25 protein-coding genes and 1 pseudogene are annotated in these 25,910 nt (G+C 41.9%); 21 read left to right on the forward strand and 5 right to left on the reverse strand.

The annotated features are described in order from the left end of the window. Nucleotides 1-15: 15 nt before the first annotated feature. Nucleotides 16-1,203 carry an IS256 family transposase gene (locus E0E16_RS00415; protein ID WP_130828356.1) on the forward strand — a complete coding sequence of 396 codons (1,188 nt, stop codon included), beginning with the start codon at nucleotides 16-18 and terminating at the stop codon, nucleotides 1,201-1,203. Between the two features lie 10 nt (nucleotides 1,204-1,213). On the opposite strand, the gene E0E16_RS00420 is transcribed toward E0E16_RS00415, so the two are convergent. Next, nucleotides 1,214-1,807, reverse strand: a complete 594-nt coding sequence (locus tag E0E16_RS00420; protein ID WP_130828357.1) for a hypothetical protein — start codon at nucleotides 1,805-1,807, stop codon at nucleotides 1,214-1,216. Nucleotides 1,808-2,063: 256 nt separating this feature from the next. Between E0E16_RS00420 and E0E16_RS14040 the strand changes: the two genes are divergently transcribed. The 7 genes from E0E16_RS14040 to E0E16_RS00450 all read left to right on the forward strand — a co-directional run bounded on the left by E0E16_RS14040 (nucleotide 2,064) and on the right by E0E16_RS00450 (nucleotide 10,702). Beyond that, nucleotides 2,064-2,198 carry a hypothetical protein gene (locus E0E16_RS14040; protein WP_255418074.1) on the forward strand — a complete coding sequence of 45 codons (135 nt, stop codon included), beginning with the start codon at nucleotides 2,064-2,066 and terminating at the stop codon, nucleotides 2,196-2,198. 654 nt (nucleotides 2,199-2,852) lie between these two features. Further along, the gene (locus E0E16_RS00425) at nucleotides 2,853-3,686 is read left to right on the forward strand and encodes an ABC transporter ATP-binding protein (protein ID WP_130828358.1); all 834 of its coding nucleotides are present in this window, start codon (nucleotides 2,853-2,855) and stop codon (nucleotides 3,684-3,686) included. A 51-nt stretch (nucleotides 3,687-3,737) separates the two neighbouring features. After that, nucleotides 3,738-4,472 (forward strand): GIN domain-containing protein, encoded by a 735-nt coding sequence (locus E0E16_RS00430; protein WP_130828359.1) that lies wholly within the window; start codon nucleotides 3,738-3,740, stop codon nucleotides 4,470-4,472. An 87-nt stretch (nucleotides 4,473-4,559) separates the two neighbouring features. After that, nucleotides 4,560-5,375, forward strand: a complete 816-nt coding sequence (locus tag E0E16_RS00435) for a hypothetical protein (protein WP_130828360.1) — start codon at nucleotides 4,560-4,562, stop codon at nucleotides 5,373-5,375. 66 nt (nucleotides 5,376-5,441) lie between these two features. Beyond that, a complete protein-coding gene (locus E0E16_RS00440) occupies nucleotides 5,442-5,813 on the forward strand; it encodes a GntR family transcriptional regulator (protein WP_060941245.1) in 372 nt (123 codons plus the stop codon). A 56-nt stretch (nucleotides 5,814-5,869) separates the two neighbouring features. Next, nucleotides 5,870-8,341 carry a TonB-dependent receptor gene (locus tag E0E16_RS00445; RefSeq protein WP_130828361.1) on the forward strand — a complete coding sequence of 824 codons (2,472 nt, stop codon included), beginning with the start codon at nucleotides 5,870-5,872 and terminating at the stop codon, nucleotides 8,339-8,341. A gap of 336 nt (nucleotides 8,342-8,677) precedes the next feature. Continuing rightward, nucleotides 8,678-10,702: a M13 family metallopeptidase gene (locus tag E0E16_RS00450; protein ID WP_130828362.1), complete on the forward strand. Its 2,025-nt coding sequence runs from the start codon at nucleotides 8,678-8,680 to the stop codon at nucleotides 10,700-10,702. Here E0E16_RS00450 and E0E16_RS00455 read toward each other — a convergent pair. The 3 genes from E0E16_RS00455 to E0E16_RS00465 form a co-directional block, all read right to left on the reverse strand. Continuing rightward, nucleotides 10,668-10,901, reverse strand: coding sequence for a hypothetical protein (locus E0E16_RS00455; RefSeq protein ID WP_130828363.1), 234 nt, complete (start codon nucleotides 10,899-10,901; stop codon nucleotides 10,668-10,670). The genes E0E16_RS00450 and E0E16_RS00455 overlap by 35 nt on opposite strands. Before the next feature lie 81 nt (nucleotides 10,902-10,982). After that, complete coding sequence (locus E0E16_RS00460; protein WP_130828364.1) at nucleotides 10,983-11,189, reverse strand: hypothetical protein; 207 nt, start codon at nucleotides 11,187-11,189, stop codon at nucleotides 10,983-10,985. Nucleotides 11,190-11,322: 133 nt separating this feature from the next. Beyond that, the gene (locus E0E16_RS00465; protein WP_130828365.1) at nucleotides 11,323-12,510 is read right to left on the reverse strand and encodes an IS256 family transposase; all 1,188 of its coding nucleotides are present in this window, start codon (nucleotides 12,508-12,510) and stop codon (nucleotides 11,323-11,325) included. Between the two features lie 771 nt (nucleotides 12,511-13,281). Between E0E16_RS00465 and dnaK the strand changes: the two genes are divergently transcribed. The 13 genes from dnaK to E0E16_RS00530 all read left to right on the forward strand — a co-directional run bounded on the left by dnaK (nucleotide 13,282) and on the right by E0E16_RS00530 (nucleotide 25,814). Further along, nucleotides 13,282-15,183 (forward strand): molecular chaperone DnaK, encoded by a 1,902-nt coding sequence (dnaK, locus tag E0E16_RS00470; protein ID WP_130828366.1) that lies wholly within the window; start codon nucleotides 13,282-13,284, stop codon nucleotides 15,181-15,183. A 207-nt stretch (nucleotides 15,184-15,390) separates the two neighbouring features. Then, entirely contained in the window at nucleotides 15,391-15,948 is a 558-nt protein-coding gene (locus tag E0E16_RS00475; protein ID WP_130828418.1) for a helix-turn-helix domain-containing protein, read from the forward strand. Between the two features lie 13 nt (nucleotides 15,949-15,961). After that, nucleotides 15,962-17,218 (forward strand): site-specific integrase, encoded by a 1,257-nt coding sequence (locus E0E16_RS00480; protein WP_102187495.1) that lies wholly within the window; start codon nucleotides 15,962-15,964, stop codon nucleotides 17,216-17,218. A 14-nt stretch (nucleotides 17,219-17,232) separates the two neighbouring features. Then, the gene (locus E0E16_RS00485; protein ID WP_130828367.1) at nucleotides 17,233-17,979 is read left to right on the forward strand and encodes a mobilization protein; all 747 of its coding nucleotides are present in this window, start codon (nucleotides 17,233-17,235) and stop codon (nucleotides 17,977-17,979) included. 99 nt (nucleotides 17,980-18,078) lie between these two features. Then, nucleotides 18,079-18,435 (forward strand): helix-turn-helix domain-containing protein, encoded by a 357-nt coding sequence (locus E0E16_RS00490; protein ID WP_130828368.1) that lies wholly within the window; start codon nucleotides 18,079-18,081, stop codon nucleotides 18,433-18,435. An 11-nt stretch (nucleotides 18,436-18,446) separates the two neighbouring features. Beyond that, nucleotides 18,447-19,661 (forward strand): virulence-associated E family protein, encoded by a 1,215-nt coding sequence (locus E0E16_RS00495; RefSeq protein ID WP_130828369.1) that lies wholly within the window; start codon nucleotides 18,447-18,449, stop codon nucleotides 19,659-19,661. Nucleotides 19,662-19,879: 218 nt separating this feature from the next. Then, nucleotides 19,880-20,770 carry a DUF8464 domain-containing protein gene (locus E0E16_RS00500; protein WP_130828370.1) on the forward strand — a complete coding sequence of 297 codons (891 nt, stop codon included), beginning with the start codon at nucleotides 19,880-19,882 and terminating at the stop codon, nucleotides 20,768-20,770. Nucleotides 20,771-20,913: 143 nt separating this feature from the next. Further along, nucleotides 20,914-21,267, forward strand: a complete 354-nt coding sequence (locus tag E0E16_RS00505) for a plasmid mobilization protein (RefSeq protein ID WP_004356571.1) — start codon at nucleotides 20,914-20,916, stop codon at nucleotides 21,265-21,267. Further along, nucleotides 21,264-22,184 carry a relaxase/mobilization nuclease domain-containing protein gene (locus tag E0E16_RS00510; protein ID WP_130828371.1) on the forward strand — a complete coding sequence of 307 codons (921 nt, stop codon included), beginning with the start codon at nucleotides 21,264-21,266 and terminating at the stop codon, nucleotides 22,182-22,184. The genes E0E16_RS00505 and E0E16_RS00510 overlap by 4 nt, the downstream gene beginning before the upstream one ends. 2 nt (nucleotides 22,185-22,186) lie before the next feature. After that, entirely contained in the window at nucleotides 22,187-22,849 is a 663-nt protein-coding gene (locus tag E0E16_RS00515) for a hypothetical protein (RefSeq protein ID WP_021902981.1), read from the forward strand. A gap of 101 nt (nucleotides 22,850-22,950) precedes the next feature. Continuing rightward, nucleotides 22,951-23,157, forward strand: a complete 207-nt coding sequence (locus E0E16_RS00520; protein WP_004362600.1) for a helix-turn-helix domain-containing protein — start codon at nucleotides 22,951-22,953, stop codon at nucleotides 23,155-23,157. Further along, nucleotides 23,150-24,124, forward strand: a complete 975-nt coding sequence (locus E0E16_RS00525) for a Fic family protein (protein ID WP_130828372.1) — start codon at nucleotides 23,150-23,152, stop codon at nucleotides 24,122-24,124. Before E0E16_RS00520 ends, E0E16_RS00525 begins: the two co-directional genes overlap by 8 nt. Before the next feature lie 61 nt (nucleotides 24,125-24,185). Beyond that, complete coding sequence (locus tag E0E16_RS00530) at nucleotides 24,186-25,814, forward strand: hypothetical protein (protein ID WP_130828373.1); 1,629 nt, start codon at nucleotides 24,186-24,188, stop codon at nucleotides 25,812-25,814. On the opposite strand, the pseudogene E0E16_RS14560 reads toward E0E16_RS00530, so the two are convergent. After that, a pseudogene (locus tag E0E16_RS14560) lies at nucleotides 25,809-25,910 on the reverse strand (IS30 family transposase); the annotation flags it as partial. The gene E0E16_RS00530 and the pseudogene E0E16_RS14560 sit on opposite strands and share 6 nt — an antisense overlap.

Consider the following 25,910-nt stretch of genomic DNA (forward strand, 5'->3'; position numbering starts at 1 on the left):
ATAAAAAAAAAAAAAATGAAACTTACACATTCGCAAATTTCGGAAATTATTTCGAATTACACAAGCAGCAGCGAGGGTTTTGTTACCCTTCAGTCATTAATCATGAACTCCCTGATGTATCATGAACGAGAGTTGTTCGTCAGCGAAAATGCCCATGAGCAATGCAATGGCTTCCGTTCCCGCCGTTGGTACAGTCACGGCTTTGAGTTCTCGCTCCGTATTCCGCGCAGTCGTAGCGGGAGCTTCTATCCCATTCTCTTAGGGTTGATACGCAGCGAAAGCGAGGAACGTGCCAAATTGTTCAACCTCCTCTACACCAAAGGTCTTACCACGGAGCAGATAGGCGAGATTTCCAATTGCGTCTATGGTCGTTCCTACAGCAAGCAGCAGGTATCGCATCTTGCCGGTAGCTGCCGTGAGGACGTCGAACGGTGGCTTTGCCGTAGTCTTTCCTCCCACTATTTAGCCGTCTATATCGACGCCACCTTTATTTCCACCCGTAGGGACAGACAGGTGTCCAAGGAGGCCTACTATACCATTCTGGGGGTATTGGAAGACGGCAGCAGGGAGGTGCTCACGGTTGTCAATCATCCCACAGAAGGGGCTCTTTGCTGGAAAGACGAGCTTGAGGCCTTGAAGCAAAGAGGCGTCGAACAGATAGACTTAGTCGTTTCCGATGCATTGCAAGGAATAGAGAATGCCGTCTGTGCAGCCTTTCCCGGTGCCGCACACCAGTTCTGCGTGGCACACGTCAAGCGACAGATACTCAGCGGCGCATCACATAAAGACAAACCGGTAATGGCGCAGCAGCTCAGTGAAGTGTTCCAATTGGAGAACAACGAGATGAATTCCTTGCAGGGATACGAACAATTCATTACCTTTGTCGAGAAATGGGAAAGGAAATATCCTGCACTAAGAAAGTACAAGGCTGAACGCAACAGTGCCTACTTCACGTATATGGACTTCCCGCCCCAAGTGCAGAGGTGCATATATACGACCAACTGGATTGAAAGGCTCAACAGGAAGTACAGGAGAACCATCCAAATGAGGACATCCATGCCATCAGAGAAGTCTGTCATCTTCCTCCTGGCAGCCGTGGCGATGGAGGAAACAAAGACAACATATGAAAGGAGAATATATCAATTCAAAAACTGGAAAGAAAAGAATAAAATAACAGTGGAAGTACAGAGAAAGGAAAGATGAATTACACACTTTATAGGACACTACCCTTTTTATCGAAAGTCAGCACGAAATAAGGACCAATCAACTTGGTGTTGGATTTGTTGATGTCTGAAAGTTTTTCCTTCAATAACTCGGCACCGTCGAGTGAAGAATACTCTGCTAAATTCACATCAGCATATTGCTGAAAACCATTTTTGGAATTATTCTGTTTCGTGTAACCATTTTTAATGTAATCATAAAACGAAGCATAGATACAATTTGCAAATTCTGCCACATCGCTTTCCGCCGGGTGTGCAACGTCAAAGCCATCTTTTGTGATTAGTTCTACTTTTGTGATGCTGTCATTTATTGCTGTTATTGGCATTTGCATCCGCCATCTATTATAATTTACATCACCATAGTAGCGAGAAAGCTCTTTAAACTTTTCTCCATTGTAGATTGATTTTCCACCGGTGAATTCTAATTTCACACCAAAACCATAATTCTGTGGTACAGCGTTTTCAGGCTCATAATAGCTTGTTATATAGGTTTTATAAAATGCCCCTTCGTTTATATCTTCCTTGTCGCCGCAGCCATAGGCTACGCAGAGCACGCAAGTCATGATGGTAAAAAAAATCTTTTTCATATCGCATTTAGTTTTAATTATTGTTTACGTACGTATATTCCAACATTGTTTGTAACTTAAATTGGGCATTAGTTTTCCATAAGAAATTTATTTTAAATCACTATACAAATTTAGGGAATATAGAATAAAAAAGCAATCTTTAACCTTGTTTTTTTACATTTATTTAACTATCGTAATATTTTCTTTGTTTTCGCAAAGCAGATTCGATGTGAGATAAAGACAGAGAGTTTATCCTGACTTTGAAATGACAGCCGGCATGGAGCGGAAAGATGATGAGGACAAAAATACCAATCCTGAGAAATTCTTTACTTTTCAACGCATCACCATTGGCTTATTTGCAAAAACTTTTCCTCCGGGACACAATTTTGCGATTTTTGAAGAAATCGGATAAGATATTGAATATCAGAGAAATAAAAAAATGCAGTAATGATTGTTTTGCGATAGCTTAGCTTTTACAAACCAATAGCTTAGCTTTTGATGGATGAAAGGTCAGCTATTGCAATGCAAAAGGTGAGCAAAGAAAGATGCAAAGATTTGATTTGTGGTGTCAAGATTAGAAGATAGGGGGATTTTTATGTTCTTTTTCACACCTCTTTTGTTTATTTCGGACATTTCAAAGAGAAAAAGTCCGTCATTTCATTTCTATTCGGGAGAAAACGAAATGTAAAGATATATGATTTATCGACGGAATTTCAGAACAGTTTTCCTCATCTCCTCACTCCAAAAACAGAGTCCGGGGCAGATGGATGGAAAGATTTTCGGAGAAGAAGGAAGATTTCTCTCTATCGCAAAAAAGCAAAAAAACAAGCAACAAGATTATCGGTTTTTCGGGAAAACAGAAAACGACAAAGTGCCTTCACGCGCTTATTATAAATAAGGAGAAAAGGGAGAAATGTATGACAATTTGATGAAAATAAGAAAAAAAATTAAAAAAAACGAGGAAAAAGTTTGGAAGTTATGTTTTAATGATATATCTTTGCAGTGTTCTATTAAAGTAGAACACTATAACAAGTAAGCAAACAACAAAACATAAATATACAAAACTATGATTGAGATTAAGAATTTATCGTTCAACTATCCAGGCAGCAAGCACAAGGTGTTTGACGGCTTGAATCTAACGCTGAACCAAAAGCGCATCTACGGTCTGTTGGGCAAGAACGGAACGGGAAAGAGTACATTGCTTTATCTGATTTCCGGTCTGCTCCGTCCGAAGAAGGGATCCGTTAATATCGATGGTATGGAAACCAAGAAACGCCATCCTGAGATGCTGCGCGAACTGTATGTAGTGCCAGAAGAGTATAATCTTCCGAACCTTACGCTGAAGCAGTATGTGAAAATTCATCAGAATTTTTATCCTCGCTTCAGCGTGGAGGTTCTTAACAAGTGCCTGACGGACTTCGAAATGCCATTAGATGCCAACCTCAAAGGGCTGTCGATGGGGCAGAAAAAGAAGATTTACATGAGCGTTGCCATGGCTTCCTGCTGCCAGTTGCTGTTGATGGACGAGCCAACCAACGGTCTCGACATTCCGTCGAAAGCCTTGTTTCGCAAGGTGGTGGCCGGCAATTTGCCCGAAGACTCCTCGCTCATCATCTCCACGCATCAGGTACACGACGTCGAGCAGCTCCTCGACCATGTGCTCATTCTGAACAATTCGGAACTGTTGCTTAACTCAGCGACCGAGGAAATCGCCGAGAAGTATGAGTTCTCTTACCGCAATGCCGACCAAATGGACGACAGCGTGCTTTATGCCGAGCCTTCATTGCAGGGCAATGCCGTCATGGCACGTCGCAAGAACGGCAGTCCGGAGACACCCATCAACCTTGAATTGCTGTTCAATGCTGCGATATTGGGCAAGTTGGATAGGGCAGAGGTGTGAAAAACAGTGATTGAAAAATAAATTATCGGACACTTAAATAAAGTAAAAACAATGAAACAGATATATTCTTTTACAACAAAATTGTTGCTCGTGGCTGCTGTCTGCGCTACTGTTCTCACCTCGTGCAGTATCCGTAAGAAGGAGGAAAAGGGCAAGATGGTGAAGAGAGAAGTGAAGGTCGCACCGTTCAAAGACCTCCTTGTGGATGGCAACGCTACGGTAAACATCATCCCCGGCGATAGTTTCGCTGTCAGAATTGAAGGACGTGAGAAAATCATCTCACTTGCCAAGATAGAAGTTGAAGATGGTGTTCTCCACATTAGCCGAGGCAATAAGCAAAGCTCCGATGTCCATGAAATCACTTTCGGTATTCTGAATGGTACAGATTATTATCCCCGAGTGTACATTACCATGCCCTCACTTCGCAAGATAACATTGGAGGGTAATGCCGATATTACTATCGATAAGCCAATGCGTGGCGACAGTGTCAGAGTCTTGGTAGCATCAAATGCGGATATTGACGTGGCCGGCTTACAGGCAAAATTCTTCGATGTGAGGATAGAGGGCAATGCTTCTTCCTCGTTGCAAAACCTGAACGTTGAGAAAACAAATATCGTTATTGATGGTAATGCCGACCTCAATGCCGTCTTCAAGGATGCCGGCGAAGCTGAAGCAAAAATCAACGGCAACGCATCGATAAACCTCTCTGGAACTATTCGCGTCGAACCGCACATCAATATCAATGGCAATGCATCGGTAAACAACAATACAACACGAGGAAAATAACAGGCAACGTGGGCAAGAGGAGCTGACACAGTGCAACTCCCTCAACCTGAACCCACTAATTTGCAAACTCATAAACTTATAAAAACAATGGAAAATTTCAATATAAAACGCTTCGGACAGGTATTTTGCCGTCTGCTGTTAGTGAGAAAAAAAACATACTTCAATCTGTTTCTTACAGCTGTTTTGTTCTTTGCCTTGGCGGTAATTGCCAGCTTCAATCCTTTCCACCGGGATAAACTGAGCGTCGAGGAAATGACAGACTTTCTCATTTGGTCATCTTCGTTCTGTTATAGTGCCATTGTGATAGTAGCTATGCTCTGCGGTTCAGCCATTATCAGCGATTTGAGAAACAAACAAGACAAAATCAGTGAACTGACTTTGCCGGCCTCCAATCTTGAGAAGTTTGTGGCACGATTCATCGGAGCGACATTCGTTGTGATGCTGATTGTGGCAGCTGCATTCGTTGTTGGCGACCTGTTGCAACAAGGTGTCAATATGCTTATCCACAAAGGCTCTCATGCGTCGATGCTGATGCTGCTATTCAAAAATATGGATCAGGCGATACAAAGGTTCAACGAAGCTGACAATTCACTCCCATTACGGTTGCTCGGCTTTATAACTGCCAATTCCATATTCGTGGTCGGAGGAATGTTCTTCCGCAAGGTGGCATGGTTGAAGACAGGACTGACTTTCATTGCCATCACCTTTACACTGATGGGCATCTTCGTAGGTTTCTGTTATCTGGTCTATACCTATACGGATTATGTGGTAGTGGTTCCCAACGAGTTTCCCGAATGGGCGCAAGCACTATTCTGTGTCGCAATCACTGCGTCGAGTTACTATTTCGCCTATCGCATCTATTGTCGCCTGCAGGCAATCAACAACAAATGGATTAACATCTAAGCCTTTTTCAACCTTCTCCCTCCACGTAAGCGGAGGGGAAGGAAAGGCACAATACTCCTAATGCTTATGAATTTCAATAATAATAAAGCAATCTACGAACAGATGGCAGACCGCCTCTGCGACGAGATAATAGCTGGACTATACAAGGCCGACGACCGAATACCATCGGTCAGAGAGTATGCCGTTACGCTGGAGGTGAACACTAATACCGCAGTGAAGGCTTACGAGCTGTTGGCACGCGAGGAGATAATCTACAATAAGCGTGGACTGGGCTATTTCGTTTCGCCAGATGCGCAAAAGCAGATTCTCACCCAACGCAAGAAAGAGTTTATGAACGAGATGCTTCCCGAACTGTTTCGGCAGATGGAACTTCTGGAAATCAGTGTCGAGGAAGTGGATAAACAATGGAATAAATACAGAAACGCAGCACTCTCTTAAAGATGTCATCTACTGACCGGAAAGAGAAGTTGTGGTCATAAATACAGAAACAAAAAATGAAATTAATCAAGTCATTACTGACAGTGGTGCTTTCGGCCGTCGCAATCGGTCTCAATGCACAGACAACAACCATTACAGGCGAGCTCATCGACTCGCTCACACATGAAGGAGAACCTTATGCCACAGTGAGAATCTTCAAGAAAGGAAACACCGAAAAGCCGGTGGTAATGTTCGTTACCGACGACAATGGAAAGTTCTCGCAGAAGGTTAAGGGACAAGGTCATTACCTGATCACATTCAATGCCATGGGTCGCAAGGAACTGATACGCAGGATTGAACTTGGAAAGGACGGGGAAACCCTCCACCTTGATTCACTGTTCATTCAGGATGATGTCAAACAACTGAAGGGCGTCGAGGTGGTAGCGCAGAAGCCTTTGGTGAAAATGGAGACCGACAAGATGACCTACGACGTGCAGGGCGATGTCGATTCGAAGGCCAATACCGTGCTCGATATGCTGCGGAAAGTACCGATGGTGACGGTCGATGGGCAGGACAACATCACCGTGAATGGTCAGGGATCATTCAAAGTCTATGTAGATGGAAAGCCAAACGTAATGTTCTCTGCCAATCCGTCTGCAATTTTCAAGGCCATGCCTGCCTCTTCGGTGAAATCCATTGAGGTTGTGACCAACCCCGGAGCAAAGTACGATGCCGAAGGAGTAGGAGGCGTGCTGAATATCGTGATGAACCGCGAGGCGGGACAGCAGCAAAAGAATATGAACGGTTACAATGGGAACATCAGTCTGACAGGAACGAATTACGGATGGAGAGGTTCCACGTTCCTTAGCGGACAACAGGGAAAGCTGACCTACAGCGCCAACCTGATGTACGACCGCAAACAGACGAAAGATATTGAAACTACGATAGAGCGGACGTCTGCCGATGGATCGAAGATGATCAACTCTACCAAGGGCAAGACTGCCATTCCGTTCATGATGGGTAATATAAGTCTTGGTTACGAGCTTGACTCGATGAGCAATATCGGGGCATCTTTGGGCATGACCGGTTTCAGTATGGACAACAGCGGGCACACAACCAACACATTCGGCGGAGGTCTTTACGGCTCAGGCTTCTCCTACGGAAACGATATGGTGATGAACAACGGCAACAAGTCGTTCAATGGAAGTGTTGACTACCAGCGTTTCCTCAACAAGGCACGCACCAGTAACGTTACCTTAAGTTATCTTTTCAACACATCGCCAGGAACAAACGAGAATCGAAGGGTTTACGACGCCTTGCCGTCGGGCATTCCTTTCCCACTGAAGGACCTCTACTCTGAGGCCAACACACGAGGAACGGAGCACACGCTCCAAGCCGACTACACCACGCCGGTGGCAAAGGACCAGACGCTCAATGCCGGTATGAAGTATATTAACCGCCGAAACACATCTGATTCAAAATTCTACGACCTTGTTGGCGACGAGCAAATCTACAACAAGAAGAACAGTGTGGAGTACAAAAACACACAAAGCATTCTTGCTGCCTACATCGAATATTCGCTCAAGTATGGCAAATTCGGAGCCAAGATGGGCGCACGATACGAATATACATGGGAGAAAGTTAATTTTATCGTAGGTCCTGGCAGCGATTTCAAGAAGCAATATGGTAATCTTGTCCCATCTGCGAGCTTCACTTACAACATTACGCCGACCATCAACATAGGTATCAACTATGCCATGCGCATCTCTCGTCCGGGCATCACTTATCTGAACCCCTACATTGACCGTTCCAACGCCACGATGTTGACCTACGGTAATCCTGACTTGAGTGTGGAGACGAGTCATAACGTCAGTCTTGTGTTCAATGCCTTTACACCGAAGTTCATGGTGAACCTCACCATCGGTGAGAACTTTGCCGACAATCAGATTGAGCAATTCTCATTTATGGACAATGGAATCCTCAACACCACTTACGGAAACATCGTCCGCAACCGCTGGACCAATGTCAGTTCCTTCATGAACTATGCGGTAACGCCTAAGACAAGGCTTATTTTCAACGGAGGCTTCGACTATGGCGACATGCGCGCCTCTATGCTTGGAGAAAAGCATTATGGGTGGCAGGCAATGGGCTTTCTCGGCTTGCAGCAGACGCTTCCTCTCGATATCAAGTGGAGTGTCTTCACGGGCGGAATGACAAAGCGTCTCAATCTGCAGGGCTATGGTAATAGTTTCAGCATGTTCACCACAACGGTTTCCAAGAGTTTCCTGAAGGATAAGCTCGACGTGTCTGTCATGTTCTTCACTCCTCTACGCGACAAGATGCGCTTCCACCATTACAGTCATTCCAAAGACTTTGAGCAGTTCACGCGCATTGCTTTCCCACTCCGACAGGTTGGATTGACGGTAACATGGAAATTTGGTAACACCAAGAAACAGTTCCGTCAGCACCAGAGCAACATCACCAACGACTTCCAGGAAAAGAAGGACGACAACCAGATGGGTGGCGTAGGAGTTGGCGTTGGAATGTAACCCCACTTTAGTCTCCACGGACGAGCGATGAAAGTCGATTCGCCCGTGGGGATTCTCGTTAGGATAAGCAAGGCATGATCAGCCGCTGTCAATTCAACTCCTACGCTGTTCGACCATGCTTTCAACAAATAATTGTCGATAAAACTTGCATAGTACAAAAAAACTTCTTAAAATTGCACTTGCTAAGAAAATCAACACGGACAACACCCGAATGCGACTGACATGACAGGGCATTTTGCAAGCACCAACACTCAAATTGCTTCCTCAACATTCAGCTGACCGTCCGTTTCCTCGATATTACATAATCTAACAGATACAAATATTAATAAAACACAAATGAAAAAGAAAACATTACTTGCAGCGATGATGCTGGCAACACTTTCGGCAGGCGCGCAGAACCTTTCCTCAGGCATAGACAAAGCCAACATGGACCTCAGTGTGAAGCCAGGAACCGACTTCTACCACTATGCAGCAGGCGGATGGTTGAAGAAGAATCCCTTAGATGCAGAACACACAAGCAATGGAGCTTTCACCGACTTGTACGAACAGAATCAAGTGCGCATTCAGAACCTGATTCTCGATTTTGCCAACAAGCCCCAAAAAAAAGGGTCGCTGGAACAAAAGCTCGGCAGTCTTTACAACCTGATGATGGACAGCGCAAGGCTGAACAAGGAAGGTTACGAACCCATCAAACCAACGCTCGAAAAGGTTGCCGCCATCAGAAACGTTAGAGAATATCAAACCGTAACATCGCAAATCGACCGCATGGGCGGAACAACCATGATGTTCGGTATCGGAGTGGGGGCAGACCTGCGCAATGCCGATATGAACATCGTTTCCATCGAACAAGGAGGACTCGGATTGGGAACTCGGGATTACTACCTGAAAAACGATGAGCAAACCGTGAAAGTGAGGGAAGCGTACAAGACCTACTTGAAGAATCTATTGAAAATGGTCGGTAACGATGATGCCACGGCGGAGCGAAAGATGCAGGCTGTATTGGCAATCGAGACGCGAATTGCCAAAGCAAGCTACGACAAAGTGAAACTAAGAGACATCAACGCCAACTATCACAAAATGTCTTACACGCAGCTCATCACTGATTTCCCGGGCATTGACTGGGGAAACGTGTTCCTGCAAAACGGATTCCCAATGTTTGCCGAAGTGGATCTTGGACAGCCGGAGCCCATCCGCGAGGTGGAGAAAATATTGGCAGAAACACCGTTGGACGACCTCAAAGCCTACGCCGAAGTAAACGTCATCACCAACGCGTCAAGTCAGCTGAGCGATGCTTTCCGCGCCGAGGCATTCAAGTTCAGCAGCGTGCTGAATGGAGTGCAACAAGACCGCCCACGCTGGAAACGTGCCGTCAGTATGGTTAGCAACGTCTTCGGTGAAGCCGTGGGCAAGCTCTATGTGGAGAAGTTTTTCCCGGAAAGTAGCAAACAACGCATGGTGGAATTGGTAAGAAACTTGCAAGAGGCTCTCGGACAGCGCATCAATGAACTAACATGGATGAGTGCCGAGACAAAAACGCAGGCACAGGACAAACTCAACAATTTCATCGTGAAGATAGGCTATCCCGACAAGTGGAAGGATTATAGCGGTCTTCAAATCGACGACAACCTCTCGCTCTATGAGAACCTGCAGAACGTAAGCGAGTTTATGACGATGGACTACATCAACCGCAAGGTGAACAAACCGGTGGATAAAACAGAGTGGGGCATGACACCACAGACCATCAACGCTTACTACAATCCTACGACAAACGAGATTTGCTTCCCAGCTGCCATCCTGCAACCGCCGTTCTTCGACCCGAATGCGGACGACGCAGTGAACTATGGTGGCATAGGGGCTGTGATAGGACATGAGATGAGCCACGGCTTCGACGATCAGGGATCACAGTTCGACAAGACCGGAAACCAACGCAACTGGTGGACAGATGCCGACAAGAAGAACTACGAAGCTCGCACAAAGGTATTGGAGGATTATTTCAGTAAAGTGGAAATCCTTCCGGGGAAGTTCGTGAACGGTAAACTCACGTTGGGCGAGAACATCGGCGACAATGGCGGACTGAACATCGCTTTCAGAGCTTTCCAAAACAGCATGAAGAAAAAACCGCTGAAGACCATGGACGGATTTACGCCCGAACAACGTTTCTTCCTTTCGTGGGCTCGCGTTTGGGCAGGCAATGCACGTCCGGAATATACGGAATATCTATTGAACGTCGATCCACACTCTCCGCATGAGGCCCGCGTCAATGCGGCATTGCCCCACATCGATGGTTGGTACGCAGCATTCAACATCAAGAAAGGCGACAACCTCTTCATTCCGAAGAAGCGGCGCGCACAGATTTGGTAATCGTGTGGTCAGAGGGAACGATTGCCGATGCCGTGAAAGAAAAAAGAAGCAGACAATCAGCTTTCTTGCTCTTGGTGTTGTAATCGTGTGATAAATGATATATCACGTTAATAAAAAGGTCAGCTTTCGCAGGATGAAGGCTGACCTTTTGCGTTGTGGCAGCCGACTTCTTGCCACCTGAAAGCTCACCGTTCGGCAATCGGTTGCGAAGTTTTACGCCATCCCCAACACATAGCGAGCCTCATCTTTTGATGTAAAACCAAATTGGTCATTAGGATTTTCAGTATTGTATGGCAGTGAGAACTTCTTTTATCTTTTCCCAACAGTGTCTTGAATGATTTTGTGGAAACCTCACGCAAGGTTGCATCAGGTCATGATACTTTGCGTATTTTGTTCCAATACCGAATAGTACCAACTTCCGCTTGATGCCAATTCGTATTCGGTTGATGGCAAACAAAGGTAGTGTCCTTAAAAGTGTGTAATTCATCTTTCCTTTCTCTGTACTTCCACTGTTATTTTATTCTTTTCTTTCCAGTTCTTGAATTGATATATTCTCCTTTCATATGTCGTCTTTGTTTCCTCCATCGNNNNATCCGGTAGTGTCCTTAAAAGTGTGTAATTCATCTTTCCTTTCTCTGTACTTCCACTGTTATTTTATTCTTTTCTTTCCAGTTCTTGAATTGATATATTCTCCTTTCATATGTCGTCTTTGTTTCCTCCATCGCCACGGCCGCCAGGAGGAAGATGACGGACTTCTCTGATGGCATGGATGTTCTCATTTGGATGGTTCTCCTGTACTTCCTGTTGAGCCTTTCAATCCAGTTGGTCGTATATATGCACCTCTGCACTTGGGCCGGGAAGTCCATATACGTGAAGTAGGCACAGTTGCGTTCGGTCTTGTACTTTCTTAGTGCAGGATATTTCCTTTCCCATTTCTCGACAAAGGTAATGAATTGTTCGTATCCCTGCAAGGAATTCATCTCGTTGTTCTCCAATTGGAACACCTCACTGAGCTGCTGCGCCATTACTGGTTTGTCTTTATGTGATGCGCCGCTGAGTATCTGTCGCTTGACGTGTGCCACGCAGAACTGGTGTGCGGCACCTGGAAAGGCTGCACAGACGGCATTCTCTATTCCTTGCAATGCATCGGAAACGACTAAGTCTATCTGTTCGACGCCTCTTTGCTTCAAGGCCTCAAGCTCGTCTTTCCAGCACAGAGCCCCTTCTGTGGGATGATTGACAACCGTGAGCACCTCCCTGCTGCCGACTTCCAATACCCCCAGAATGGTATAGTAGGCCTCCTTGGACACCTGTCTGTCCCTACGGGTGGAAATAAAGGTGGCGTCGATATAGACGGCTAAATAGTGGGAGGAAAGGCTACGGCAAAGCCACCGTTCGACGTCCTCACGGCAGCTACCGGCAAGATGCGATACCTGCTGCTTGCTGTAGGAACGACCATAGACGCAATTGGAAATCTCGCCTATCTGCTCCGTGGTAAGACCTTTGGTGTAGAGGAGGTTGAACAATTTGGCACGTTCCTCGCTTTCGCTGCGTATCAACCCTAAGAGAATGGGATAGAAGTTCCCGCTGCGACTGCGCGGAATACGGAGCGAGAACTCAAAGCCGTGACTGTACCAACGGCGAGAACGGAAGCCATTGCATTGCTCATGGGCATTTTCGCTGACGAACAACTCTCGTTCATGATACATCAGGGAGTTCATGATTAATGACTGAAGGGTAACAAAACCCTCGCTGCTGCTTGTGTAATTCGAAAGAATTTCCGAAATTTGCGAATGTGTAAGTTTCATTTTTTTCTTTTTTAAAGTTATCAAATACAAAGATAAGAAAAAAGAAGCTTACACACTTTTATAGGACAGTACCCAAACAAACGCTTGATAGTGCACATTTGACCCAATCATTAACACGAAATTATGTTACAAAAATCATAGTAGGGAAACGTTTTGTAATCTATTGATAATCAGAATAATATTAATCGCGATTTAAAAGCTTAGCTTTTACACTCCAATACATGACCTTTTGCATTGCAAAAGCTTACCTTTTGGAAAACAAAAGCTAAGCTTTGGATGGATGAATAAAGAAAATTTAGGACACTGTTGAACTTTTCCCATATCGCCGGGAAGGATTTTTGCATCTTCAACGCCCCGAGTAAATAAAGAATCTGCTTGTCTTTTGTCTTGCCCCGACAGACAGGCGTTGCCATGGATCATAACGTATGGTTTTTAGTTAGTAAACTACTGAATAACAAACCTATATAATTGAGTATTTCTAATGACGGGCATAAAAAAAAGAACCAAAATGGTTTTTAACAACCGTTTTGAGATTAAGCGTTCAATCCAACTTTAACTCCGAACACTCATTGACCGCATGGAGCTTATGGATTGATTATCATAGAGGGATACCGTACTGCCATGATGTGACAACTTGTCATAATTATATTGTTTGCGAAGCCTCGGCACAGCGTTTGTTATTAGAAGAGCAGGTCGAAAGACCCGTGATGAGTTAATAAAGCGGCTCATCACCTAAACATTGACAACAACAAAATAAAAATTTATACGATTATGGGAAAGATTATTGGTATCGACTTAGGAACTACAAACTCATGTGTTTCAGTATTTGAAGGCAATGAGCCAGTAGTAATTGCTAACAGCGAAGGAAAACGCACCACACCGTCCATCATTGGTTTCGTGGAAGGTGGCGAGCGTAAAATTGGTGATCCTGCAAAGCGTCAGGCCATTACCAATCCACAAAAGACGGTTTATTCTATCAAACGCTTCATGGGTGAAACCTACGAACAGTGCTCAAAAGAGGCAGAACGCGTTCCTTTCAAGGTGGTAAACGAGGGTGGCTACCCACGCGTGCAGATTGACGACCGTAAATATACTCCGCAGGAAATCTCTGCAATGGTGCTTCAGAAGATGAAGAAAACAGCAGAGGATTATCTCGGACAAGAAGTTACAGATGCAGTCATCACCGTGCCTGCTTACTTCTCCGACTCACAGCGTCAGGCTACCAAAGAGGCTGGACAGATTGCAGGTCTCAATGTACAGCGTATTGTGAACGAGCCTACGGCCGCAGCGTTGGCTTACGGTGTGGATAAGGCAAACAAGGATATGAAGATTGCCGTATTCGACCTCGGTGGCGGTACGTTCGATATCTCCATCCTCGAATTTGGCGGTGGTGTGTTCGAAGTACTCTCTACCAATGGTGATACTCACTTAGGCGGCGACGACTTCGATCAAGTTATCATCGACTGGCTTGCTGACGGATTTAAGGCCGACGAAGGTATCGACCTCCGCAAAGACCCGATGGCGATGCAGCGTCTGAAGGAAGCTGCAGAGAAAGCAAAGATAGAGCTTTCAAGCACCACAACAACCGAAATCAATCTGCCTTATATCACCGCCGAAGGCGGAGTGCCAAAGCACTTGGTGAAGAGTTTGACACGTGCACAGTTCGAACAGTTGGCACACAGCCTTATTCAGGCTTGTCTTGTGCCTTGCCAGAACGCTATCCGCGATGCAAAGCTCTCTACATCAGATATCGACGAAGTGATCCTCGTAGGTGGTTCAAGCCGTATTCCGGCCGTACAGACATTGGTGAAGAACTATTTTGGCAAGGAACCTTCAAAGGGAGTGAACCCAGACGAGGTAGTAGCCGTAGGTGCAGCTATTCAAGGTGCTATCCTTAATAAGGAGAGCGGCGTGGGCGACATCGTATTACTCGACGTTACTCCACTGACACTCGGTATTGAGACAATGGGTGGTGTGATGACAAAGCTCATCGATGCCAACTCCACCATTCCTTGCAAGAAGAGCGAAGTGTTCTCAACAGCAGCCGACAACCAGACGGAAGTAACCATCCATGTACTTCAGGGAGAACGCCCGATGGCAGCACAGAACAAGTCAATTGGTCAGTTCAACCTCACAGGTATCGCCCCGGCTCGTCGTGGTGTGCCACAGATTGAAGTAACATTCGACATCGATGCCAACGGTATTCTCAACGTATCTGCCAAAGACAAGGCAACAGGCAAAGAGCAGAGCATCCGCATCGAAGCATCCAGCGGTTTGAGCGAAGAGGAAATCAACCGTATGAAGGCAGAGGCAGAACAGAACGCAGCAGCCGACAAGGCAGAGCGTGAGAAGATTGACAAGCTCAATCAAGCCGACTCCATGATTTTCACCACGGAGAACTTCCTTAAGGATAATGGCGACAAGATTCCGGCAGACCAGAAGTCGGGCGTCGAGAGCGCATTGCAGCAGCTCAAGGATGCTCACAAGGCAGCCGACGTAGCAGCTATCGACACCGCCATCAACAACCTCAACACCGTCATGCAGGCAGCTTCTCAGCAGATGTACAGCCAAGCCGGTCCACAGCCGGGTGCGGACGCTGGTCAGCAGGCTCAACAAGAACAGCCAAAGCAGGACGACACTATCCAAGATGCAGACTTTGAGGAAGTGAAATAAAAGTGCTAATAAACGCTAATTAAAAATAGGTAAATCCCAGTAACATAATAAGTTGCTGGGATTTTTATTTCTTAATAATAATTAAATCTTGTCGTTTTTAATCGTTTTTGTGCTTATATTTGTACCATATTTGTGCCGCGACTTAATGGGAGATAAAGTGCGACTTAATTGAAAAGAGAAATTGATAATCAAATAGATACAAATAGTATGGCGAGTGCAAAATTTCAAATAGAGCGGAAATGCGAAATTTGCGGTAAATCTTTTATTGCAAAGACGCTTACCTCTAGATATTGCTCTAAGAACTGTTCTCAAGCTGCATACAAACAAAGAAAAAAGGAAGAACTGTTAGATGCATTGAAAAGAGAAAAGGCTGCGAGAGTTCCGAAGAATCAACCTTATCTCTCAATAGCTGATGCAACAGCGTTGTTTGATATTGGTCGCGACTCCCTTTATCGCTTAATCAGGAATAAGCAAGTTCGTTATTATAACCTCGGACGAAGGATGATACGTATTTGCAAAGCTGATTTACAAGAACGCTTTAATCTACGTCCTTACGATGAAAGAAGAAAAGAAAAACTATCAGAAGTAAAGACTTATCGGCTTGAGCCTGAAGATTGTTATACGATTGGAGAAATAGCCAAGAAGTTTGGCATCCATGATAGTACTGTATATCTGCATATTCGCAAATATTCTATTCCAACAAGGCAGATTGGTAATTACGTCTATGCGCCAAAATCAGAGATAGACAATTTGTATAAACACTAACCCACGACATACAATGAGAAAGGAACTTGATAATACAAAGGCAACAGTACGATTGCGAAAGAGTGCCTATCGAAAAGAATGGTACCTGTATATAGAAAGCTATCCTGTGAGAGTAGCTGGAAAAGATTCTCCGCAAAGAGTGCGTGAGTATCTAAACCGAACAATCACTACTCCTATTTGGGACAAAAGCAGAACAGCTCGTACAACCGAAGCAACCCAAACATTCAAACCTAAACGAGATTTGAATGGAATTATCTTGTGTAAAAGTGAGATAGACCAAGAGGCCTGTATTTATGCAGATAGTGTTAGAAAACTACGGCAGCGTGAATATGATAATGCAAGCTTGTATAGTGACACAGAAACCGCACAAGCAGAACAGAAAGAACGATTACAACAAAATTTCATTAAGTACTTTGATAAGGTGGCAGATAAGCGACACCGTAATAGTTCCCTTTCAATTCAAACAAACTGGGAGCGAGTACATGTTTTGTTGAAAATGTTTGCTGGAGACACGCTTCTTTTTTCACAAATAGACAACCGATTAGCTGAAGATTTCAAGTTCTTCTTGTTATCCGCTCCTTGTGGTGGAAGTAAAAAAGGGACAATATCACGAAACACAGCTTCTACATATTTTTCTATTTTTAAGGCTGCACTCAAACAAGCATTCATAGACGGATATTTGACCATAGATTTATCTGCAAAAATCAAAGGCATACAAGAACAAGAATCCCGAAGGGAATACTTAACGCTTGATGAACTGAATAAGTTAGCTAATACCCCCTGTGAACGTGATGTACTTAAACGTGCAGCACTATTCTCAGCTCTGACAGGACTAAGACATTGCGATATTCAAAAACTAAAATGGAATGAAATAGCCATCGAAGGAAACCAAGCCAAACTTCTCTTTACTCAGAAAAAGACAAAAGGGGTAGAGTATATGCCTATCTCGGAACAGGCGTTTAAGCTTTGCGGAGAGCCAAGACAACCAGAACAACTCGTTTTTGAAGGGTTACCAAATCCTTCTTGGATTTCTCGTCCATTAAGGGCATGGATTGAAAAAGCAGGTATTCAGAAACACCTCAGCTTTCATTGCTTTAGGCACACATTTGCTACCCTTCAACTTGCAAACGGCACAGACATCTATACTGTAAGCAAGATGCTTGGGCATACAAATGTCAAAACAACTCAAGTATATGCAAAGGTTGTCGATGAAAAGAAAAATAAAGCAGCCAATGCTATTCAAATAGATATTGAAAATGATAAAACTTAATTCGACAACATAATATGAATACCAAATTTTTTGAACATATTGTAGTATATTTGTCCGTTCTTGTTGTTTGTGTCATCATTGCGTTGTTTGCAAGAGTGGTTGCCTTACGTTTAGGAGTTGATGAATTTACTGCACAAATAGTTTTTTGGAGTGTTGTTGCCATAGGCATCATCATTTATTCTATATTGTCTATTTTGGTAGAGGGACTATTTACGGCATTAGTCAAGTTTTTCTTTCCAAAGAAACAAGGAGAGAAAACAAATGATAATGCCTCCGACATTGAGGCAGGACAAGTAGTAGACGGTGTTGGCGGTTCATCTTCCGAACAACAGCAACAATCAATGGACTTTGACTCAATTCGGCAACAGCAACAAAAGATAATGGACCAAAAGGAACAGGATAGACGTACGATAGCTATTAAATATACTCAACAGCAATTCGCACCTTATGTTTCAGATAAAGATTTGCTCAAGCTTTGTGAATATATAGAGTTGTACTCCGCTAAGCTTCCCTTATCACACGTTGAACCAATTAATATCAAAGGTTTAGTTGCCTTAGACCTGTTTCATTTTGGTTGGAATATATGGAATCATTTTAGAGTTGGCAAACAAGATGAAATTTCGCAGTTCCTTAAGCAGGTTTTTGCCACCACATTCAAAGATGTAGAAGTTGGAAGTATAAAAAGTCATCTCCGTGATGATGAGAAGAAAGGCACTATACCCATTGTACAAAGCCTTTCAGACCACCAAATAGCAGAATAACACACAAACCTATTGTGTTTTTATAGTGTTTCTTCAGTGTCTTAGGACACAGAGGAAACACTTTTTTCATTTGCACCGTAAAAATCAATAACAAGTATTATGGTACAAAATGAAATCACTTTTGAGAACTTGCCAAAAGCAGTTGCTCACTTAGTCAGCGAAGTTGCTGAAATCAAGAATTTAGTATGTAAAGGACAAACCCCTATTGTCCCTCCCAAACGTATTCCTATTGGAATAGATGATGCGTGTAAACTTATAGGGAAAGCCAAACCCACGGTTTACACCTTAGTACGTAAACGCTTACTACCTTGTTATAAGAATGGTAAGCATCTCTATTTTTTTGAAGATGAGTTGTTGGCATGGATTGAAGGAGGTAAGAAAAAGACTGTTGCCGAAATCAACGAGGAGGCAAAAGTTTTTATTTCTGAGAAACATTCTGATTCTTCCCTTTTATAAATATATGCATTATGGAAAAGGAAAGAACTGAAGGGCGAGCCAAGCAATCTAAGAATGAACGCATAGAACAATTCTTAAAAGAACATTATGCTTTTCGTTTTAATACAGTTAAAAGTAGAACAGAGTTTCGAGAACAAGATTCTAATACTTCATTCCGTCCTCTTACTAAATATGATATTAATTCTATGCGGCGGCTGGTAGATGGGACTTTGGGAATATATACTCCAGCAGATAATATTCGAGCAATATTGGAGAGCGACTTTTGCAATAAAGTTAACCCGATTCGTGAGTATTTGTTGAATCTTCCAAAGCCTAAAGGTGAAGATGAATCTGAAATTATAAGGTTGGCAAATTGTGTTGTGGTGAGAAATCCTGATAAGTGGAAACACTACTTTGTAAAATGGCTTGTTGCTGTCGTAGCCAATGCTATGGATGATTTACAGTGTCGTAATCATACATGTTTAGTTCTTACAGGTGAACAAGGAAAATTCAAAACAACTTTCCTTGATTTACTCTGTCCAGAAGATCTGAAGAGTTATCTTTTCACAGGAAAGATTGATCCACAAGGAAAAGATGTACAAACACTGATTGCGGAATACCTTTTTATTAATATTGACGACCAACTAAAGGCACTCAATAAGAGAGATGAAAATGAATTGAAGAATCTGATAACGACACCAAGAGTAAAATATCGTAGACCATACGACACTTACATCGAGGAGTATCCTCACTTAGCAAGCTTTATGGCATCAGTTAATGGTAATGATTTTCTGACGGATCCGACAGGCAGTCGTCGCTTTCTACCTTTTGAGGTTGAGCACATTGATATTGATGCTGCTAAAGAGGTTAATATCAACAAGGTGTACTCCGAAGCAGTTGAATTGTGGAGAGTTGATTATCATTACTGGTTCAATGAAGAGGAAATAGCCGAACTACATCAAGAGAGCGAAGGGTTTCAAGTGCAGACTGTTGAGTATGAAATGCTTCTTAAAGGCATGGAAAAGCCTGCAGCAACTGAAGAGAGTTATATGACCACTTCTGAAATCTTAAACTATTTGCGTGGATATACAACGCTTAACCTAAGTGAAAGGAGAATGGGAGAAGCCTTGAAAAAGGCTGGTTTCTTGCGGAAATCCAAAAGGATAAGTGGCAATCCAATGTATGTCTATCATATACGCAAGATTGTTCCCAATCCTTTTATCCAAAGTTACAATACAAATTATTAATACTACTTTACTACAAAGAGGGATAAGGCATTGAAAGGGAAAAGGTTAGACCGTAGTAAACTATTAGATAGGGTGTTACTACCTCATTACTACCAGCCTACCATATACACATGCAATGATTACTACAAAGATAGTTAGTACTACATGTTTTTCTTTCATTGTCAATGACTTACAAGAATGTCACATTGTAGTAAGTAATAAACTTAAAAGTTACAAGTATGACAATAGATGAAATTAAAGCAATATCAATTAAAGATTACTTAGGTAGTATGTCTATATACCCTATAAAGAATTATGGCTATTACGGAATGTATAAAAGTCCATTCCGAAATGAACATACTCCAAGTTTCAAAGCTGATTATAATCAAAATCTATGGTATGACTTTGCACTTGATGAAGGTGGGAGTCTTATAGATTTAGTTATGAAATTACATAATTGCAGTTTAGTACAAGCTATAGAATTGTTTAATGGCAAACAAAATAACCTACCAAAATTTTCCATAGCTAATAGCAAAACAATTTCTCCAAGCCAATCACGTATAGAGGTTGTCGGCTCTACCAACTTATGCCATCCGAATCTCATAGAATATTTCACACATAGAGGAATCAATCTGAACATTGCGAAAAAATATTGTAGGGAAATCCATTATAGAATTGGTTATAAGAGTTTTTACGCAATAGGCTTTCCAAACAATTCTTATGGGTATGCGTTGCGCAATCCATACTTCAAAGGGTGTTTGCCTCCTTCCGATGTGTCGTATGTTCCCAGTCCTTCAGAACAAATCAATCTGTTTGAAGGTTTTATGGATTATCTTAGTCTGCTTACGATGAGTCCAGATGAAGAGAAGAAAGCTGCACTGATACTTAACTCGATTAATAATATCAAAAAGTCAAGATTTTTTCTTTCAAAGCACAAGCTTATCTGTTCATATTTAGATAATGATGAAGGAGGAAAGCGAACTTTAGAACAACTTAAAAAAGATGGTTTTACTGTCCAAGACTGCTCTTCCGTCTTCCTGAATTATAAAGACCTAAATGAGTATTTATGTGCTGAATTCAAGCATTCAGAGAAAGCAGGAATCAAGAAAAATAAAGGGATTAAGCTATGATTATAGGAATAGTTTGGCATAATCTGTTTTTCGGGGAGCAAGTTTATGTTTTGGGCATACCAAAACCACTTGCTCCACCTCCTGACAGTCGTTGCAGAGGATTATTCCGCTGGTCTCCATCAAATCAAATTAAAGAAACAAGTATGATAAAAACAGAATATAAAAAAGGTGGTCGTCCAACCAAGGGCGTAGCCGAAAAGAAGAAATACCGTATCACGGTGAAACTGAATACGCAGGATTACTATACGCTTAAAGGCAAAGCCAAAAGCGCAGGAGTAACCATGAGTGAGTTTGTAAGAAAAGTTCTTGATAAAGGAAATGTCATTGAGCGACTGACCGTAGAGCAAGCAGACTTCATCCGTAAGCTGTGTGGCATGGCAAATAATCTCAATCAGTTGGCACATCGTGCTAATGCGGAAGGATTTCATACCATTGCTCCTTTCCATAAAATCATCATTAGCAAGATTGATGAAATCCTAAATCTGATACGAAGATGATTGCAAAGATAATGAAAGGTTCGGGCTTCAAGGGTGTAATCAATTACATCCTTGACCCGAAGAAAGGAACAGAACTCATAGACTGCTCTGGAGTGAGAACAGAGAGTATCAGCCATATTGTCCAAAGTTTCATAGATCAAACGGAATTGAATCCACGAGTGGGTAAAGTCGTTGGGCATATCTCTCTGAGTTTCTCTGCACAGGACTCTCCCAAACTCAGCAATGAGTGGATGGCAAAAGTGGCTCATGAATATATGGAGAAGATGGGGATAAAAGATACGCAATACATCATTGGGCGCCACTTTGACAAAGAGCACCCTCATGTACATATCGCTTTCAACCGAATAGATAATAACGGCAAGACTATCTCTGACCGTAACGATAGATTCAGAAGTGAGAAGATTTGTAAAGAACTGACCGCAAAATACGGTTTGTACTTCGCTGATGGCAAGGAGAAAGTCAAGGAGCATCGCTTAAAAGAACCCGATAAGACCAAGTATGAAATCTATCAGGCGTTGAAAGCAGAGATTGCTCAGTGCAGGAATTGGAAAGACCTTCTTGCTCACTTGAAAAAGCAAGATATTGATGTCCGCTTTAAGTATAAAGGTAACTCACAGGAAGTACAGGGGATCATCTTTGAAAAGAACGGTTATCATTTCAATGATTCTAAAGTGGATAGGAATTTCAGCTATTCTAAAATAGACTTTTCCTTGCACCAGAATAACAGAGAACACGAACAACAGATGCAAGGAGTGGTAAACCTCATCTCCAATGTTGCAAGTGTTACGAGCGAAATAGCCAACGAGCTCATCGAAGGAGGATTGGATTTATTTCAAACTCATGGTACTGTCCCTGCGGAGGTTTACAACACACTTGATAAAAAGAAGAAAAAGAAAAAACGTAAAATACATTTATAACTATGGCTGATAATAATACATTTGTCCTCTTTGAGGAAATCAAAAACAAACTGGAGACAATTTACAGGGAGCTAAAGGAGTTGAAAGAAAAGGAGAACGGTTCTGTTTCCCTCCCTGTTCAATCTACACCAGCACAAAGTGATGAGCAGAAAGAACAGGAATTGCTCAATCAGTATGAACAGCGTACAAAAGACGTGATTAACAAGTATATTGGAGTACAAGTACGCATCAAGGATGAGGAGGCTAAGTCCATGGACAAATTGGTGGCAAGCGTCTTGACCATGTTGCACGAATGGCAGGAACAGAAAGAACATCCACAACCGCAGGAACTGCTTCACAGGCATAGCTTTGACATCAAGTCGTCAAGAGTCTTTACTACTGTGGTGGCTGTGTCTATCATCTGTTTTATTTCTTTGGTCGGTAACTACTTCTTGTGGCAAAGCAAACAGCAATACAAAGACGATGCCTTGAAATTCCGTATCATCAGAGTATGGAGAGGATGTGGTCCAAAGGAAATCCTATGGCTCAATGATGTGTTCGATATTCATCGCAATACTGCAACAATTAAAAGAATCAAAAAACATACAGATGATTATAATGTGGGACTGAAAGCAAAAGCAGATAGTCTAATGCAGAATAATCTACAAAATAAGAAAGGCAAATAGAATTGTAGATATAAGACTTTTGAAGGAGGAGAAAATATCTCCTCTTTTTTATTTCTTATGCAAGAAAATTTACTATATTTGCAAACAATCATATAATATTTATGGAAAGTCCAACTAATAGAATTAAAGAGGTGCTTATCGAGAAAGGGATTAAGCAAACATGGCTTGCAGAGAAACTTGGTAAGAGTTTCACTATTGTCAACTCATATGTTTGCAATCGTCGACAGCCAAGCCTCGAATTGCTATTCCAGATAGCAGAGATTTTACAAGTCAATCCAAAGGAATTGATTAACACCCCAGATGAGTAACTTTATTATGGCAGAGCATAAAACATCTATCCGCTTTTTCAACGACCGTGAAGTTAGGGCGGTGTGGGACGAGGAACAAAACTGTTGGTGGTTTTCAGCAACAGATATTGTTCGTGCTATTAACAATGAACCAGACTATACTAAAGCCGGTAACTATTGGCGATGGCTTAAAAGGAAGTTGAAGCAAAAAGATATTGAACTCGTGAGTGCCACTCACGGCTTCAAGTTTGAAGCTCCTGATGGGAAGTTACGTGTGGCAGATGTTCTTAATAGTAAGGATGTTGTATTGTTGGCAAAGAACTACCCCAACAATCGTGCTAATGACTTTCTTGATTGGTTTACCTACAGCGACAACACCATTGATGGACAGAGCAAGAAGAAAGCATATCAACTTTTTGAGAGTGGACTCTTGAAAACAGCAGAGCCTGGTAGTATCAAATGTCTGCAACAGATTCACGCTTATCTCTTTGGAGGACTGTACGACTTTGCTGGACAAATTCGTACGAAGAATATATCCAAAGGAGGTTTTACCTTTGCTAATTGTATGCACTTCCCTGAAATCCTGCACACAATAGAGCGAATGCCCGAAACAACCTTTGATGAGATGATGGATAAGTATGTAGAAATGAAAATTCGTGCAAACGAGTACCATGTGAACTCGTTCACTAATGGCCGAGTGCAGCCGAATTTATGCAACGTAGCCCATCCTTTTATGGAGGGTAATGGTCGCAGCACTCGCATTTGGCTTAACCTCATGCTGAAGCGTTCTCTCAAACGATGTGTGGATTGGAGCCAAATAGACAAGAACGAATATTTGTCTGCAATGCGTGAGAGTGTTTCTGACAGCACGCACATCAAAGCTTTGGTACAGCCTGCCCTCACCACCAAGATTGATGACCGAGAAATGTTTATGAAAGGTATTGATTATTCATATTATTATGAGCAAAAAGATATAAATATAAAATAGAATTGTCCTTTTAAAAGGTAAATAATTGCAAGAAGTGTAAAATAAAATTATTAATGTTGTTATGAGTTACTTTAAAGATAAAGATATAGAAGAAGCAATGTTAAAATCTTGTCTGCTCTTTAATAGCAAAGAGATTAAGAATAAGCGAAATGTCATTTTTCAAAAATTTCTACTTTCACTTATTATAGGGGGTGGAGTTGCTAACCGTAAAGAAATATTGGAAAAGGTTACTACACAATATAAGGGTTATTTAATAAATGAGAATAATATAGATTTTGCAATACAAGAGCTAATTAAGAATAAATTCATTAAAGAGGAAAATGGGGAACTCGCTCTTACAGTAGAATCTCAACAGGATATGGAGAAGGATGTAATACTGATATCGGAACAGCAAAAGCATCTTATAGATAATATTTCCAAGATGGTGCAAAGAGCTTATGGGAAAAAGATTAGTAATGAAAATCAAGTAAAATCTAATATCAAAGATTGTATTGATTATTATTATATGGTAACAGGCCTCTCTTTCTTTGAACTAGATAAAAGGAAAGAGACGAAAGAACTTCCTCAATTAGGAAAAATTGCATCGAATGGATTAAGTTCTAGAGAGAAAGAAGAGTTATCAAATCAAATTATTTATACTATAGGCAGTGTTATAGAAAATCCTACAGAAGAACAAAAGTGTATCCTTGAACTTCTTGCAAGAAATTATATAACAATGCAAATAATGGATATAGACCCATTATTAAGCGAATTTAAGAGTACTTTAATAAGAGAAAAAGTCTTTATTGTTGACACTGATGTCCTGCTTTACTTGCTTACAGATAATGCATCATTGAGTAAACAATATAGAAAGATGATAGAGATACTTCAAAAGTGCGGCTGTACAATCTATATACCGGAGGAGGTTATTAAAGAAGTATTTAATCATGCGGAAGCTGCTCTAAAAAGATACCCTTTTGTTTCATATTTAATAGATACACCAGGAAACTTGGTAAGGCAAGACTTAAAAAATGTTTTTATCGAAGATTATTACTATACAAGAGCTTTGGATAATGTAAAATACCTAACTTGGGAGCATTATATTAAAAATTATTATTCCTCAACTTATGGTGTTTCTTTAATTAGTGAACAGATTAAAGATAAACTAGGTGAGAGAATTCAATATAATACTATGCCTGAAGAATCTAACATAGATGACAAATTGTTGAAAAAACTTGCAGAAGCATCTCTAGAAGAGACATATAAAACGGAAAAAGCCCAACATCGAGATGAAGATAAAAATCAAGATATAGCGAAAACAGATGCCCAATTGTATTTACAAATAAAAAAACAGAATGAAATAAATAATGAAAGAATAGGTAGAAATCACGTAGACAGGCAGGACTTGTTATGGAATAAATACTATATTTTAACAAATTCAACAAGAGTTCATTATTGTGCTAAGCAACTAGGTGTTAGTGCTAATATCTTATGTAAGCCTGCTTCTTTAATGGCATATCTAGTTGAAACAGGATTAGTACAAGATAATCAATTAAAAATACAAAGCTTATTTGAAAATCCATTCCTACAACATACAGCAAAAACAATATGGAAAGATGTGGAAAACCTTTTGAAACTGGGAATAGATATCCAAGGAAAGAATATTATAACAATGCGATCGCAGAGTCAACCAGCAAGTGCAAAATTATAAAACGTATTTGAAGAATTCACACTTTGGAGTAGAAAAGTTTAATTTTTCTCTCGGTCTTTCGTTCAATTTCTTTTGTATCGACATAATTCTCTTGTC

Origin of the sequence: Prevotella rectalis, from assembly GCF_900607215.1 — a bacterium.
GTDB classification, from domain to species: Bacteria; Bacteroidota; Bacteroidia; order Bacteroidales; family Bacteroidaceae; genus Prevotella; species Prevotella brunnea.